Annotated in this window: 13 protein-coding genes; 6 read left to right on the top strand and 7 right to left on the bottom strand. The window is 61.4% G+C overall.

Going from position 1 to position 13,748, the window contains the following annotated elements; genetic code table 11:
- Positions 1 to 171 precede the first annotated feature (171 nt).
- Complete coding sequence (locus tag OVA07_RS06405; RefSeq protein WP_268170638.1) at positions 172 to 1,482, top strand: O-antigen ligase family protein; 1,311 nt, start codon at positions 172 to 174, stop codon at positions 1,480 to 1,482.
- Entirely contained in the window at positions 1,479 to 2,213 is a 735-nt protein-coding gene (locus OVA07_RS06400; RefSeq protein ID WP_268170637.1) for a hypothetical protein, read from the top strand. The genes OVA07_RS06405 and OVA07_RS06400 overlap by 4 nt, the downstream gene beginning before the upstream one ends.
- 48 nt (positions 2,214 to 2,261) lie before the next feature.
- On the opposite strand, the gene OVA07_RS06395 is transcribed toward OVA07_RS06400, so the two are convergent.
- The 3 genes from OVA07_RS06395 to OVA07_RS06385 are packed head-to-tail and all read right to left on the bottom strand — an operon-like array spanning position 2,262 to position 4,093.
- Positions 2,262 to 2,810, bottom strand: coding sequence for an LptA/OstA family protein (locus tag OVA07_RS06395; RefSeq protein WP_268170636.1), 549 nt, complete (start codon positions 2,808 to 2,810; stop codon positions 2,262 to 2,264).
- Positions 2,807 to 3,451 (bottom strand): LPS export ABC transporter periplasmic protein LptC, encoded by a 645-nt coding sequence (lptC, locus tag OVA07_RS06390; RefSeq protein WP_268170635.1) that lies wholly within the window; start codon positions 3,449 to 3,451, stop codon positions 2,807 to 2,809. The genes OVA07_RS06395 and lptC overlap by 4 nt, the downstream gene beginning before the upstream one ends.
- A gap of 24 nt (positions 3,452 to 3,475) precedes the next feature.
- Complete coding sequence (locus OVA07_RS06385; RefSeq protein ID WP_268170634.1) at positions 3,476 to 4,093, bottom strand: ribonuclease D; 618 nt, start codon at positions 4,091 to 4,093, stop codon at positions 3,476 to 3,478.
- Positions 4,094 to 4,328: 235 nt separating this feature from the next.
- Here OVA07_RS06385 and cysD point away from each other — a divergent pair, with 235 nt between their 5' ends.
- The 3 genes from cysD (at position 4,329) to OVA07_RS06370 (ending at position 7,608) form a co-directional block, all read left to right on the top strand.
- Positions 4,329 to 5,243: a sulfate adenylyltransferase subunit CysD gene (gene cysD, locus OVA07_RS06380; RefSeq protein WP_268170633.1), complete on the top strand. Its 915-nt coding sequence runs from the start codon at positions 4,329 to 4,331 to the stop codon at positions 5,241 to 5,243.
- A 130-nt stretch (positions 5,244 to 5,373) separates the two neighbouring features.
- Positions 5,374 to 7,299, top strand: coding sequence for a sulfate adenylyltransferase subunit CysN (gene cysN, locus OVA07_RS06375; RefSeq protein ID WP_268170632.1), 1,926 nt, complete (start codon positions 5,374 to 5,376; stop codon positions 7,297 to 7,299).
- A gap of 33 nt (positions 7,300 to 7,332) precedes the next feature.
- On the top strand, positions 7,333 to 7,608 hold the full coding sequence (locus OVA07_RS06370) for a DUF2061 domain-containing protein (protein WP_268170631.1): 276 nt from the start codon (positions 7,333 to 7,335) through the stop codon (positions 7,606 to 7,608).
- 93 nt (positions 7,609 to 7,701) lie between these two features.
- Here the strand turns inward: OVA07_RS06370 and OVA07_RS06365 are convergent, their stop codons facing one another.
- Positions 7,702 to 9,006 carry a UDP-glucose dehydrogenase family protein gene (locus tag OVA07_RS06365; RefSeq protein ID WP_268170630.1) on the bottom strand — a complete coding sequence of 435 codons (1,305 nt, stop codon included), beginning with the start codon at positions 9,004 to 9,006 and terminating at the stop codon, positions 7,702 to 7,704.
- 148 nt (positions 9,007 to 9,154) lie between these two features.
- Here OVA07_RS06365 and ung point away from each other — a divergent pair, with 148 nt between their 5' ends.
- Positions 9,155 to 9,838 (top strand): uracil-DNA glycosylase, encoded by a 684-nt coding sequence (gene ung, locus OVA07_RS06360; RefSeq protein WP_268170629.1) that lies wholly within the window; start codon positions 9,155 to 9,157, stop codon positions 9,836 to 9,838.
- A 48-nt stretch (positions 9,839 to 9,886) separates the two neighbouring features.
- Here the strand turns inward: ung and OVA07_RS06355 are convergent, their stop codons facing one another.
- Genes OVA07_RS06355 through ileS form a run of 3 tightly spaced genes read right to left on the bottom strand, consistent with a single transcriptional unit; the run spans position 9,887 to position 13,661 of the window.
- A complete protein-coding gene (locus OVA07_RS06355) occupies positions 9,887 to 10,300 on the bottom strand; it encodes a DUF3035 domain-containing protein (RefSeq protein WP_268172631.1) in 414 nt (137 codons plus the stop codon).
- Positions 10,300 to 10,830: a signal peptidase II gene (lspA, locus tag OVA07_RS06350; RefSeq protein WP_268170628.1), complete on the bottom strand. Its 531-nt coding sequence runs from the start codon at positions 10,828 to 10,830 to the stop codon at positions 10,300 to 10,302. Before lspA ends, OVA07_RS06355 begins: the two co-directional genes overlap by 1 nt.
- Positions 10,830 to 13,661, bottom strand: a complete 2,832-nt coding sequence (ileS, locus tag OVA07_RS06345; RefSeq protein WP_268170627.1) for an isoleucine--tRNA ligase — start codon at positions 13,659 to 13,661, stop codon at positions 10,830 to 10,832. Before ileS ends, lspA begins: the two co-directional genes overlap by 1 nt.
- Positions 13,662 to 13,748 lie beyond the last annotated feature (87 nt).

The following is a 13,748-nucleotide window of genomic DNA, read 5'->3' as shown; positions in this document are numbered from 1 at the left end:
CCTCACCGGAAACAGGGTAAAGCATCATTGCGCTGCGGCGAAAGTCGCATTGCAACAACCTTCGCCCTTGACCAGAAAGCAAAGCCGGACAAAGTGCGTTCCATGCGCAAAACACGGGCGAGAGACCTCACCGCACTCGTTGTCATCGCCGGCCTCTTCGGCGGCGGGGGCGTGGCTTACGGGCTGACCAATCTGGTCGTGCAGCTTGTCGCGATTGCCCTTCTGGCAATCAACGGGACAGCTGTTGCAAATTTCATCTCCAAAGCACCAAGAGCGGTTCTCGCCCTCATCGGCGTTTCTCTGGCCCTGCCTTTGCTGCAGCTGGTGCCCCTGCCGCCTGACATGTGGCAGGCACTGCCGGGCCGCGATCTTGTGCGCGAAAGCCTTGCTCTGGCAAAGTCGGATGGCTGGTTTGCAACGAGCCTCAACAGTGGCCGCACTTTAGTTGCACTGATCGGCCTGCTGGCACCGGTAACGCTGATCGTCATCGGTCATGGTGCCAACCAGCGGGCAATTTCGCTGGCCACACTCGGCTGGGTTGCATTGGGCCTGCTGTGCGTATTCATCGGCACGGTCGACATCATGCAGCCCGATGGCAAAAGCCTGTTCTACCCTGAAAACAGCATGAAGGGCGTGCTGTTTGGCTTGTTCGCCAACCGTAATTCCACCGGCATCTTTCTGGACTGCTGCCTGTTGCTGCTCTGCGGCATGCCAGCGGCGCGACCGCTGTCTGCCCGGTGGCTGACCAAAGGTTGCGCGGGGGTTTTGCTGGTGGTTGGCGTCGTGCTGACCCAGTCCCGCACCGGTCTTGTCCTGTTGGCCTTGCCGCTTGGCCTGTTCATGCTGCGCATCGGGGTAACCCTGCTGCAGGCACGCAAAGCCAAGGTATCAGGGCGCGCGCCTGCACAGGCTGATCCTGCATCGCGCAACGTCGCGATCGCTGCAATTTCGGCGCTCGCGCTGGTGGTGCTAGCCATTGGAACCGTCGGGCTTTCACCGGTTGCCGGGGACTCGCGCATCAGCACCACACTGGCCCGCTTCTCCAAGACCGAAGACCAGCGCGCCGAAATCTGGGACGACGCGCGCTATTCCGCCGAACGCTACTGGTGGGCAGGATCGGGCATGGGCACGTTCGATGAAGTGTTTCAGGCCGACGAAGCACTGGAAAATGTCTCGCCGCGCCGCGCAGGCCGCGCCCACAATGACTATCTGGAAATCGCCATCGAATCCGGCATCTTCGGCCTTGCGATCATCGCTGGCTGGGCGCTGTGGATCATGTTTGCCAGCTTTCGCGCGCTACGCCGCCCCGATCCGTGGCCAGCACTTTCGGGGCTGGGCATTCTGACCTCGGCCGCGCTTCAGTCTGCTCTCGACTATCCGCTGCGCAATCAGGCCATGCTCTGCATGGCAGCTTTCGCTGTAGTTCTGCTCATCCAGGGCAGCAACCGCAACGGCACCCGCGATGAAGGAGACGCAGCATGATCCGCGCGCTCTGGTTCTGCGCCTTGGCGGCGCTCGCAGTGGTGACCACATTTGCCCAGCTTGATCGCACATCGCGCCGCATGCCAAGCGTTGCCGCACTGGTCCCGCCGCCGTTCCGCAGCTTTGCGCAGGAACGTATGGTCATTGCCGAAGTTCGCACCGCACCGCCTGCGCAAGCACTGGAAATGGCACGAACCCTGGTGCGCCGCCGCCCCATGCCTTCGGAACACCTGTCACTTCTGGCCATGGCTGAACAGCGTATGGGCCGCACCCGCAACGCCGGTGTGCTGATCCAGCAAGCCGCTCGGCGCGGCTGGCGCGATGTCATCGCGCAACAGGCCATGTTCGACATCGCCTTGCGGGCAGATGCACAGGATGAAGGCGCGCGCCGCCTTGCCGCGGTTTGGGCGCTGCAGATGCAGGACCTGCCGGTAAAGGAAATGACGCAGCGCATCCTTGCCACCCCCAAGGGGCGCAAGGCTGTCGCAACAGCGCTGGTCGCCCCGTCAAGCTGGCGGCAACAGTTCCTGCGTTCTGCCGGTAGCACTGCGCCGGTCGAAGTCGCCGAAGTGGTGGCCGAAGCCGCCCGGAATGGTGCGGACTTCGAATGCCCCAAGCTGGCGTTCACCGCAGACACCATTTTGCGGGCAGGCAAACCGGATGTGGCCACCAAGGTTCGCGCCCTGCCCTGCAAAACCCCGCCCAGCAAAGGTAAGGGGTTTTTCGGGTAGGTTTAGAGGTCGTTCAGGTAGGCAGGCATCAATTGCGTCGGGAAACCGTCAATTGCGCTTGGAAACATTGAATGTGCCGCTGACCCGGCCACCACCCGAACCGCCACTTCCCGAACGTCCGTCAACGCTGGACAGGCCTGAATCAAGGTCGATCACCAGCCGCCCGCCATTCAGCGTATCGCCACTGCGGCGCAGCGCGACATTGCCGGTCATGGTAATGACATTGCGGTTGAAATCATAAACCGCGACGTCACCACTGGCGCTTTCACCCGCGCGGGTCACCTGCACGCCGCCGGTCGCGTCAATCCGCTGAATCTGGATTCCGCCTGCATCGGCATAAGCCACCGTGGTCCGTGCCGCGCGCATCCGCAGGTTTTCCTGCGATATGTCGACATTGCCGGACAACACCACGCGCTTGGCCTTGTCCTGCACTTCGATACGGTCAGCGGCATAGCTGACAGGGGCGTCGCTGTTGTGCCCGGCAATACCCTGTGCGGACAGATGCTGCGCCCCTGCCACTACGGCAGCAGACCCGGCAAAGCCCAGCGCCATCATGCGCAACGGGCGGGCGGAACGGATGATTTCGATTTTGGTCATGGCACCTGCATCTTTCCCGGCACCATGCGCAGCCGGGCGTTTCCATCAAGCGTTACGGTCCGCTCCGACAGGTCGGCGCTGATCCGGTCGGCTGCGAATGTGCCAGCCGGAATGCGGCCTTCAACCGGCCCCCGGCTTTTCAATTGCCGCGCCCCAAGGTCGATATCGACATTGGTGGCGGTCATCCGATAGCCATCGGCAGTCTGAAAGTTCACCGGGCCGACAATATCGACGATTTCCTTGCCGAAATCATAGTCGCCCTTGCCCGCAGTCAACAGTGCCGGCCCATCGTCAAGCATGATCCGCGCGGTCAACTGGTCAAGCTGGATCGTCGGCACAGCCTTGGTCCGCTGCACCGCTGATCCCGCCGTGATCGAAAAGTTCCGCCCGGAATCATCCTGTCCACGATACATCGCGCTGGCAACCCGCAGGCGGTCTTCGACCATCGCCACCTTGCGGCGGTCAAGCAGGAAGCTGATCTCGCCGCGCGGCGAAAGCGGGGCCAGCACCATGACCGCCAGAAGCGCGCCGACCGTGGCGGGAAGCGCGCCTGCCAGAAACCGCACCAGCCGATCATGGAATCCTCCGGGCGCCGCAAAGTCGCGGCGGCGGGAACGCATCAGGTCTGCTTGGACAGTCATGGCGAAAGCGTGGTCCCTTGCGCCTTACTCGTGGCTGAAGATATCGCGCTCTGCCCAACCGGCAAGGTCAAGTCGCGCGCGCATCGGCAGGAAATCGAAACAGGCCTGCGCCATCGCAGTGCGGCCTTCACGCTCAAGCCGCTCAACCAGAATGGTGTGCATGGCATGCAGGTGGCGCACATCGGATGCGGCATATTCCTGCTGCGCATCGCTCAACGTCGGAGCGCCCCAGTCGCTTGACTGCTGCTGCTTGGAAATCTCCTTGCCCAGCAGTTCGCGTACCAAGTCCTTCAGCCCATGCCGGTCGGTATAAGTGCGGATCAGCTTGGACGCGATCTTGGTGCAGAACACCGGTGCTGCCACCACACCCATGTAGTGTTCAATGGCAGCAAGGTCGAACCGAGCGAAATGATACAGCTTCACCCGTTCAGGATCAGCCAGCACCGCTTTCAGATTGGGCGCGGCAAAGGTGCTGCCCGGCGCAAAGCGGATCAGGTGTTCGTCACCCCTGCCATCCGAAATCTGGACCAGACAAAGCCGGTCGCGCGGGGTAATCAGCCCCATCGTTTCAGTGTCGACTGCCACCGGCCCCGGCGCAAGAACGCCGGCGGGGATATCTTCTTCGTGCAGAAATACGGCCATACCCCTGCGCTTAGGCGCTCCCCCCGCTCGCCGCAAGCACTCTGTCCATGATAGGCCGCCGCTTGAAACTTCGACTTATGTGACCACGGCAAGAGCGGAGTTCCGATACGAGCGCGCAAAGCTGGATTTTGGCATATCAAAGAATTGCCTTGGCCCATTCTTTCCCGTTTTAGCGCATTAGGGCACCGAGAAATGCGCGCCATGTTCCTTTGCGCAATATCGGAGCGGAAATACCGTGCAATTTGATGAAAAAACCCTGACTCACCTTGAGCGTCTGGAATCTGAAGCGATTCACATCATGCGCGAAGTTGTGGCCGAAGCCGAAAATCCGGTCATGCTTTATTCAGTGGGCAAGGACAGCGCGGTGATGCTGCATCTGGCGCGCAAGGCGTTCTACCCCTCGCCGCCGCCGTTTCCGCTGCTGCATGTCGATACGACTTGGAAGTTCAAGGCGATGTACGATCTGCGCGACCGGATGGCGCGTGAGAGCGGGATGGAACTGCTGGTCTATCACAATCAGGAAGCGATGGACCGGGGGATCAACCCGTTCGACCATGGCGCCCTGCACACCGACATGTGGAAGACCGAAGGGCTGAAGCAGGCGCTGGACAAATATGGCTTCGACGCAGCCTTTGGCGGCGCGCGACGTGACGAGGAAAAGAGCCGCGCCAAGGAGCGAATCTTCTCGTTCCGCACCGCTTCGCACGGCTGGGATCCCAAGAACCAGCGCCCGGAACTGTGGAACCTGTACAACGCCCGCAAGAACAAGGGCGAAAGCATTCGCGTCTTCCCGATCAGCAACTGGACCGAACTGGACATCTGGCAGTACATCCACCTCAACGACGTGCCCATCGTCCCGCTCTATTTCGCGGACGAACGCCCGACGGTCGAGCGCGATGGCATGTTGCTGATGGTCGATGACGATCGCTTCCCGCTGAAGCCCGGCGAAGAGCCGGTCATGCGCTCGATCCGCTTCCGCACGCTGGGCTGCTATCCGCTGACCGGGGCTGTGGAAAGCACTGCCAAGACGCTGCCGGAAGTCATTCAGGAAACCCTGCTGACCACCACCAGCGAACGCCAAGGCCGCGCCATCGACAAGGATGCTGGCGGCGCAGGCATGGAAGTGAAGAAACAGCAGGGGTATTTCTGACGCGCCACGGAATGCCCGCAGGGCGTTCCGAAGCGTCAACTCCGGATTCGATCCGGGGTCCATACCGAAAAGCAAATTCTTACCGGCCTGAGGCCCCCGCATTCACGGGGGAGCAGGGAAGGAAAACAAGATGACCGATCAGACCGACGTGATCTATAAGACTGACGCCCTCATTGCCGAGGACATCGACGCCTATCTCGACCAGCATCAGCACAAGACCATGCTGCGCTTCATCACCTGCGGGTCGGTGGATGATGGCAAGTCCACGCTGATCGGTCGGTTGCTGTATGATTCGAAGATGATCTTCGAAGACCAGCTTGCCGCGCTGGAAAGCGATTCCAAAAAGCAGGGCACGCAAGGGCAGGACATCGACTTCGCGCTGCTGGTCGATGGCCTTGCCGCCGAACGCGAACAGGGCATCACCATCGATGTCGCCTATCGCTTCTTCAACACCGAAAAGCGCAAGTTCATCGTCGCCGATTGCCCCGGCCATGAACAATACACCCGCAACATGGTGACCGGCGCATCCACCGCCGACCTTGCGGTGATCCTGATCGACGCGCGCAAGGGCGTATTGGTCCAGACCCGCCGCCACAGCTATCTGTGCCACCTGATCGGCATCCGCAATATCGTGCTGGCGGTGAACAAGATGGATCTGGTGGATTACGACCCAGTCGTATTCGACGCCATCGTCAAGGATTATGCCGAGTTCGCCCGCTCCATCGGCATCGAAAGCTTCACTGCGCTGCCGATTTCCGGCTTCAAGGGCGACAACATCACCACCCGCTCGGCCAATACCCCATGGTATTCAGGCCCGACGCTGGTCGACCATCTTGAAACGGTCGAAGTGCTGTCCACCACCGATGCGGACAAACCGTTCCGTATGCCGGTGCAGTGGGTCAACCGCCCGAACCTCGACTTCCGTGGCTTCTCCGGCCTGATCGCCACTGGCAGCGTCAAACCGGGTGATGAGATCCGCGTGCTGCCTTCAGGCAAGACCAGCACCGTCACCCGCATCGTCACGCTGAATGGTGATCTGGATAAGGCCGTGGCCGGCCAGTCGGTCACGCTGTGCTTTGCCGATGAGATCGACTGTTCGCGCGGCGACGTGATCGCGCTGGCTGATAATCCGCCGCAGGCCGCCGACCAGTTCGAATCCACGCTGGTCTGGCTGAATGACGAAGCGATGATTCCGGGCCGCGCCTATTGGCTTAAGCTGGCGACGCAGACGGTGTCGGCCACCGTCCAGCAGCCCAAATACGTCGTCAACGTCAACACCATGGAACATCTGGCGGCCAAGACGCTGGAGCTGAACGCCATCGGCGTTGCCGAACTGGCAACCGACAAACCGCTGGTGTTCGAACCCTATGCCGACAGTCGCACCCTGGGCGGGTTCGTGCTGATCGACAAGATCACCAATGCCACCGTGGCGGCGGGCATGCTGCACTTCAGCCTGCGCCGCGCGCAGAACGTCCACTGGCAGGCGCTCGACGTCAGCCGCGATGCCCATGCTGCCTTGAAGCGCCAGAAGCCGACCGTGCTGTGGTTCACCGGCCTGTCGGGATCGGGCAAATCGACCATCGCCAACCTGGTAGAAAAGCGCCTGCACGCGGTGGGCAAGCACACCTTCCTGCTTGATGGCGACAATGTGCGCCACGGCCTCAACAAAGATCTGGGCTTTACCGAAGCTGACCGCATTGAAAACATCCGCCGTGTGGGCGAAGTGGCCAGGCTGATGACCGACGCCGGGCTTATCGTCCTCACCGCCTTCATCAGCCCGTTCCGCGCCGAACGCGAAATGGTGCGCGGTCTGCTGCCGCAGGGCGACTTTATCGAGGTTTTTGTCGACACCCCGCTGGAAGTGGCTGAACAGCGCGACGTGAAAGGCCTGTATAAAAAGGCACGTTCGGGCCAGTTGAAAAACTTCACCGGGATCGACAGCCCTTACGAAGCGCCGGAAAACCCGGAAATCAGGGTCGACACGACGCGCGAAACACCCGAAGACGCAGCTGAACGCATCGTCAACCAGCTTCTGGGCTGGGCACCGACGATTTGATAAAGCTGGACCGTATCTGGGGGAAATGTCCGAATGATCCTGTTTCACGGGCACGAAGCCCATGGGCGATCAATCGTAAAGGCGATAAGCTGGCGCACACTGGGCAGCCTGGATACCTTCGTGCTGGGCTGGTTCTTCACCGGCAGCCTGAAAGCTGCCGGTGCTATCGCCGGAACTGAAGTCATCACCAAGATCGGACTGTATTACTTCCACGAAAGGGTGTGGAGTTCGATCCACTGGGGCACGCAGCGCACGCCCACAGCGGAAGAGGAATCAGCCCAGATCGGCGCAGAAGCGGGCCTGCTGTAACCCGCATCCGTTCGCCCTGAGCTTGCCCAAGGGCGAACGGGAATAAAAATGTGGGTTTGCCCCTCCCTTTGCAGGAGGGGCTGCAAGGCCTGCTTACGGGCGGCCCACGCTGCTGTATTCAAAGCCAGCGGCGCGCATTTCCGCCGGGTCATAGACATTGCGCAGATCAACCATGATCGGTGCCTTGGCAAGCTGCTTCACCCGGTCGAAATCGAGCGCGCGGAACGCATCCCATTCCGTCACCAGCACGATCGCATCGGCCCCTTCGATGGCGGCATAGGCGCTTTGCACCATCTGCACTTCGGGCAGGATGGCCGCAGCCGGTTCCATGCCTTCAGGATCATAAGCGACGACTTCGGCCCCGGCATCGATCAGGGTCTGCACCACGGCGATGGATGGCGCATCGCGCATGTCATCGGTGTTGGGTTTGAACGTAAGGCCCAACAGCGCCACACGCTTGCCGCGCGCTTCGCCGCCCAGCGCTTCGATAACCTTGCGGCCCATCGCCCGCTTGCGGCTGTCGTTGACCTTGACCACCGCTTCGACCAGCCGGACCGGGCTGTTGTAATCTTCTGCCGTTTTCAGCAGTGCAAGCGTGTCCTTGGGGAAGCATGAACCGCCGTAGCCCGGCCCCGCGTGCAGGAACTTGGACCCGATGCGGTTATCAAGCCCGATACCACGCGCCACATCCTGCACATCGCCCCCCACCTTTTCGCAAAGGTCGGCCATTTCGTTGATGAAGGTGATCTTGGTCGCAAGGAAGGCGTTTGCTGCATACTTGATAAGTTCGCTGCTGCGGCGCGAAGTGAACAGGATCGGTGCCTTGTTCAGGAACAGCGGGCGGTAGACTTCCTTCATGACGCCCCGCGCCCATTCGTCTTCGGCGCCCAGCACGATGCGATCAGGGCGCTTGAAATCGCCAATGGCCGCGCCTTCGCGCAGGAATTCGGGGTTGGACACGACCGCGAACTGAACGCTGGTCCCGCTGTCGCGGATGATGCGCTCCACTTCGTCGCCAGTGCCCACCGGCACGGTGGATTTGGTGACGACCACCGTGGGCGTCTTGATGTTGGCAGCCAGTTCTTCAGCCACGGCATAGACATAGCTGAGATCGGCATGGCCGTCACCGCGCCGCGAAGGCGTACCAACCGCGATGAAGATCGCCTGCGCGCCATCGATGGCGCTGGCAAGATCGGTTGAAAAGGTCAGGCGGCCTGCCTTGACGTTGGATGCCACCAGTTCCGCAAGGCCCGGCTCGTAAATCGGCATGATGCCCTGATGCAGGCGGTCAATCTTGCTCGCGTCCTTGTCGATGCACACGACATCATGGCCGAAATCGGCAAAGCACGCACCAGAAACCAGCCCGACATAGCCAGAGCCTACCATTGCGATCTTCATTACGTTCCCATTCTTTGGCTGGTTGTACCAGATGCCGTCGCGTCATTTCGCAGTAGCAGCATAGGTGCTTTTACAGATGCTGCATCAGCTTACAAGCACGGCAATCGCCTCAGCTTGCGATGAACGCATCTGCAGCATAGACAAGCGCATGACCACGACACAACTGCCCGCTGCCTGGGCCGAAATTCTTGCACCTGTGTTGCAGACTCCGCCATTGCGCGCGCTGGGCGGCTTCCTTCAGGCCGAAGAGCGTTCGGGCAAGACCATCTATCCCCCGCGCGGACAACGCCTTGCTGCGCTGGAAATGACCCCGCTGGATCAGGTGCGCGTGGTCATTCTGGGGCAAGACCCTTATCACGGCCCCGGACAGGCGCATGGATTGGCGTTTTCCGTGCAGGACGGGGTGAAAGTGCCGCCCAGTCTGGTCAATATCTACAAGGAACTGGAAACCGACCTTGGCCTGCCGCGCGCATCCCACGGCAACCTGACGCATTGGGCGCAGCAAGGCGTGCTGCTGCTGAACAATGCACTGACCGTGGAAGCCGCCAAAGCCGGATCGCATCAGGGGCGCGGATGGGAAGAGTTCACCGATGCCGCCGTCGCCGCCGTCGCCGCGCGAACAGAACCTGTCGTGTTCATGTTGTGGGGCAGCCATGCGCAAAAGAAGGCCGCGCGCGTTCCCGGCCTTGCCGATGGGCCGCATCTGGTGCTGAAAGCCCCACACCCCAGCCCGCTTTCAGCCTATAACGGCTTTTTCGGTTGCCGCCATTTCAGCCAGGCTAACGCCTTTCTGGAAAGCCACGGGCGCGGCAGCATCGATTGGCGGGTATAACAAAAAGCCCCGCCGAAGCGGGGCTTTTCAAATAGTTGGCGCTTTCGATCAGCCCGGAATCGAAGCCGTTGCAGCCTGACCATCACCTTCCGGCGCGGCAAGGATATCGCGGACGACCTGCCCCTTGGCCACGGTCTGCGTGCCGGGATCACCCACGGTCGAGCGGATCGACGCAGCAGCAGTTCCGGCACGGTTCACCGCGTCGGTTTCAACCCCCGAACGCGCCGAAGGGCCGCCGAACAGAGCATCAAGCGCCTGCTTGCCGGTTTCCGAATCCTGCGGGCGCGGTGCGCCGGGATTGGGCGGGGTCAGCGCGAAATCAGGCGGCACCACCAGCGGCGCAGCACGGGTCACGGCCATTTCATCGGGCCGGTCACGGTTGAGCAGCGAACCGCCGCCGCCACAGGCAGACAGCAGGCCCGCAGCCGAAACGACGAGGGCAAGGGCGGCAGCTTTACGCATCATGCATTCTCCGTGGCGGCATCGTCGCCATTGGCCGATCCGCTTTCATCAGGCTTTTTGCCCGATTTGAACGAGCGGGCAAGCAGTATCAGAACGCCGAACGTGATCGCCACGTCGGCAAGGTTGAATATCTGGAACGGGCGCCATTCGCCAATATGCAGATCGGCATAGTCGATGACGTAGCCATAGGCGAGCCGGTCATAGATATTGCCCACGGCCCCGCCCAGCACCAGCGCAAGGCCTGCAATATCGCCGCGCGCGGTTTCGCGCAGCATCCATATACCCACGCCCAGCGCGATCAGTGCCGTCACCACGATCAGGCCATAGCGCATTTCCAGCGACGTTGCCGTGAACATGCCAAACGACACGCCATAGTTTTCGGCATAGCGCAGGTCGAACATCGGCAGCAGATCGATCAGCCCGCGTTCGCGCAGGGCCAGCGGGCCGACCATCAGCGCCTTTACCGCACGGTCCACCACAAAGATCAGCGCGGCAAGGCCAAGGCCCCGAATGCGCGCAGGGGTGAACATCAGGCCACCGCCGCCGCGTCAATACCGGCCACCACGTCATCGCAGCGATCGCACAGCGCACCGTCTTCCGAAACTTCGGGCAGATGACGCCAGCAGCGGCCGCATTTGTGATCGGTGGTGCGTTCTACAGTCACTTCGCTGCCCTGCCCGCGCGTTACTGTCGCAGTGATGAACAGCTCTGCCAAATCGGCATCCGGTGCGCCTTCGGGCACGGTGACATTGGCTTCCAGCCCCGAACCCAGCACCTTTTCGCGGCGCAGCGGCTCGATGGTTTCGTTCACCGTCTGGCGCAGCGCGCGAAGTTCGGCCCAGCGCGCTTCATCCACGCTGATCGCGGGCAGTTCCGGCCATTCCAGCAGATGCACACTGTCACTGCCCGGATAGCGCGACGTCCACACCTCTTCCGCCGTGAACACCAGCACCGGCGCGCCATAGCGAACCAGCGCATGGAACAGCATGTCCAGCACCGTGCGATAGGCGCGGCGCTTCACATCGCCTGGCGCATCGCAATACAGGCTGTCCTTGCGGATATCGAAGAAGAACGCCGACAGGTCTTCGTTGCAGAACTCGGTCAGCGCGCGGACATATGTGTTGAAGTCGAAATCATCGACGGCCTGCCGCAATGTCGCATCCAGCTTGCCCAGCAGCGCCAGCATATAGCGCTCCAGTTCCGGCATCTGGTCCACCGGCAGGCGTTCGTCTTCCGAAAACCCTTCCAGCGCGCCCAGCAAATAACGATAGGTGTTGCGCAGCTTGCGATACTGGTCGGCCACGCCTGCAAGGATTTCCTTGCCGATGCGGTGATCCTCGGTGAAATCCACCGACAGCGCCCACAGCCGGAGGATATCCGCGCCATAATCGCGCATCAGGTCAATCGGGCTGATAGTGTTGCCCAGCGATTTGGACATCTTCATGCCCTTCTGATCCATGGTGAACCCATGGGTCAGCACCGCCTTGTAAGGCGCATGGCCGCGCGTGGCGCAGGCTTCCAGCAGGCTGGACTGGAACCAGCCGCGATGCTGGTCAGACCCTTCCAGATACAGATCGGCGCGCGGGCCGGTGTAACCTTCCGGGCGCAGCAAATCAGGCCAGCGGCCCGATTCCAGCACGAAGGCATGGGTCGATCCGCTGTCGAACCACACGTCCAGAATGTCGGTAACCCGCTCGAAATCCTCAAGCCGATAGGCATCGCCCAGATACCCCTGCGCGCGCTCCTCGTCCCACGCATCCACGCCTTCGGCCCGGATACCGGCCACAATGCGCGCGTTCACGGCCGGATCGTTCAGATACTGGCCCGTCTTGCGATCGACAAACAGCGTGATCGGCACACCCCACGCGCGCTGGCGTGAAAGCACCCAGTCAGGCCGCCCTTCCACCATGGCACCAATGCGGTTCCGGCCCTTTTCGGGTACAAAGCGGGTGGCGGCGATGGCGTCCTTGGCCAGCGTGCGCAGCGTCGGGGGGAACAGCGAATCGAATTCCGACCCCGGCCCTTCCTCGCGCGCCATGGCAGGCAGTTCCTTGTCCATCGGCACGAACCACTGCGGCGTGCAACGATAGATCACCTTGGCCTTCGAACGCCACGAATGCGGGTAGGAATGCTTGTAGTCGGCACTGGCCGCCACCAGCCCGCCAGCCGCGCGCAAGTCTTCGCAAATCGGGCCATCGGGCGCATTGAACTTGGGATTGATGACCGATCCCTGCCCTGCCAGCCACAGCCAATCTTCGCGATATTTGCCATCGCCAAGCACGGCAAAGACCGGTTCGATCCCGTTGGCCTTGCACAGCGCGAAGTCATCTTCGCCATGGTCGGGTGCCATGTGGACAAAGCCGGTGCCCGAATCGACGGTGACGAATTCGCCTTCCAGCATCGGGCGCGGTTTGGCGAAGAAACCGCCAAGGTGATGCATCGGATGGCGCAGCACCGCGCCTTCAAAGGCGACGCCCTTGATCATGAAGTGCAGATCGTGGCTGTCATGCCCCAACCGCTGCATGAAGCCCGCAACCAGCGGTTCGGCAATCAGGTAGCGACGGCCATCGGCCTCGATCATGTGATAATCGATGTGGCTGCCATAAGCGACCGCCTGGTTAACCGGGATGGTCCACGGCGTCGTCGTCCAGATCACCACGTTCGCGCCGATCAGATCGGGGTCGCTAGCTTCGACAATCTCGAACGCTACGTCGATCTGCGTCGAAACGATATCCTCGTACTCGACCTCAGCCTCGGCCAGCGCGGTCTTTTCGACCGGCGACCACATCACCGGCTTGGCCCCGCGATAAAGCTGGCCAGATTCGGCAAATTTCAGCAGTTCGCCAACGATGGTGGCTTCAGCCTGAAAATCCATCGTCAGATAAGGGTTGTCCCAGTCACCGTTGATGCCCAGCCGCTTCAACTGTTCGCGCTGGGTATCCACCCACTTCTGGGCATAGGCGCGGCATTCGGCGCGGAATTCCTTGGGCGGAACCTCGTCCTTGTTGCGCTTCTTCTTGCGGTATTCTTCCTCGACCTTCCATTCGATAGGCAGGCCGTGGCAGTCCCAGCCGGGCACATAGGGCGCATCCTTACCCAACAGTGTCTGGGTGCGGCACACCATGTCTTTCAGGATATGGTTCAGCGCATGGCCGATGTGCATGTCGCCATTGGCATAGGGCGGGCCGTCATGCAGGATGAACTGCTCACGCCCCTTCCGCGCATCGCGCACCTTGCGATACTGGTCCTGTTCCTGCCAGCGCGCCAGAATGCCCGGTTCCTTCTGGGGAAGGCCAGCTTTCATGGGAAAATCGGTCTTCGGCAGGAAGACGGTCGGACGGAAATCGCGCTGTTCGGTCATAATCGGCGGGCGTTAGAACAAACTGGCGCTTTGGGGAAGTGGTTGACCGCTCCAGAAGCGGCCCAAAACCGCACTGCGCACCTGTTC

The sequence above is a fragment of the Novosphingobium sp. SL115 genome (genome assembly GCF_026672515.1).
Classification (GTDB): domain Bacteria; phylum Pseudomonadota; class Alphaproteobacteria; order Sphingomonadales; family Sphingomonadaceae; genus Novosphingobium.
This window is presented reverse-complemented; position numbering and strand designations above follow the sequence as displayed.

Excerpts from the sequence above, each read along its gene's own strand:
- OVA07_RS06400 (WP_268170637.1), top strand. The coding sequence starts at position 1,479 with ATGATCCGCGCGCTCTGGTTCTGCGCCTTGGCGGCGCTCGCAGTGGTG.
- OVA07_RS06395 (WP_268170636.1), bottom strand. The coding sequence starts at position 2,810 with ATGACCAAAATCGAAATCATCCGTTCCGCCCGCCCGTTGCGCATGATG.
- lptC (WP_268170635.1), bottom strand. The coding sequence starts at position 3,451 with ATGACTGTCCAAGCAGACCTGATGCGTTCCCGCCGCCGCGACTTTGCG.
- OVA07_RS06385 (WP_268170634.1), bottom strand. The coding sequence starts at position 4,093 with ATGGCCGTATTTCTGCACGAAGAAGATATCCCCGCCGGCGTTCTTGCG.
- cysN (WP_268170632.1), top strand. The coding sequence starts at position 5,374 with ATGACCGATCAGACCGACGTGATCTATAAGACTGACGCCCTCATTGCC.
- OVA07_RS06370 (WP_268170631.1), top strand. The coding sequence starts at position 7,333 with ATGATCCTGTTTCACGGGCACGAAGCCCATGGGCGATCAATCGTAAAG.
- OVA07_RS06365 (WP_268170630.1), bottom strand. The coding sequence starts at position 9,006 with ATGAAGATCGCAATGGTAGGCTCTGGCTATGTCGGGCTGGTTTCTGGT.
- ung (WP_268170629.1), top strand. The coding sequence starts at position 9,155 with ATGACCACGACACAACTGCCCGCTGCCTGGGCCGAAATTCTTGCACCT.
- OVA07_RS06355 (WP_268172631.1), bottom strand. The coding sequence starts at position 10,300 with ATGCGTAAAGCTGCCGCCCTTGCCCTCGTCGTTTCGGCTGCGGGCCTG.
- lspA (WP_268170628.1), bottom strand. The coding sequence starts at position 10,830 with ATGTTCACCCCTGCGCGCATTCGGGGCCTTGGCCTTGCCGCGCTGATC.
- ileS (WP_268170627.1), bottom strand. The coding sequence starts at position 13,661 with ATGACCGAACAGCGCGATTTCCGTCCGACCGTCTTCCTGCCGAAGACC.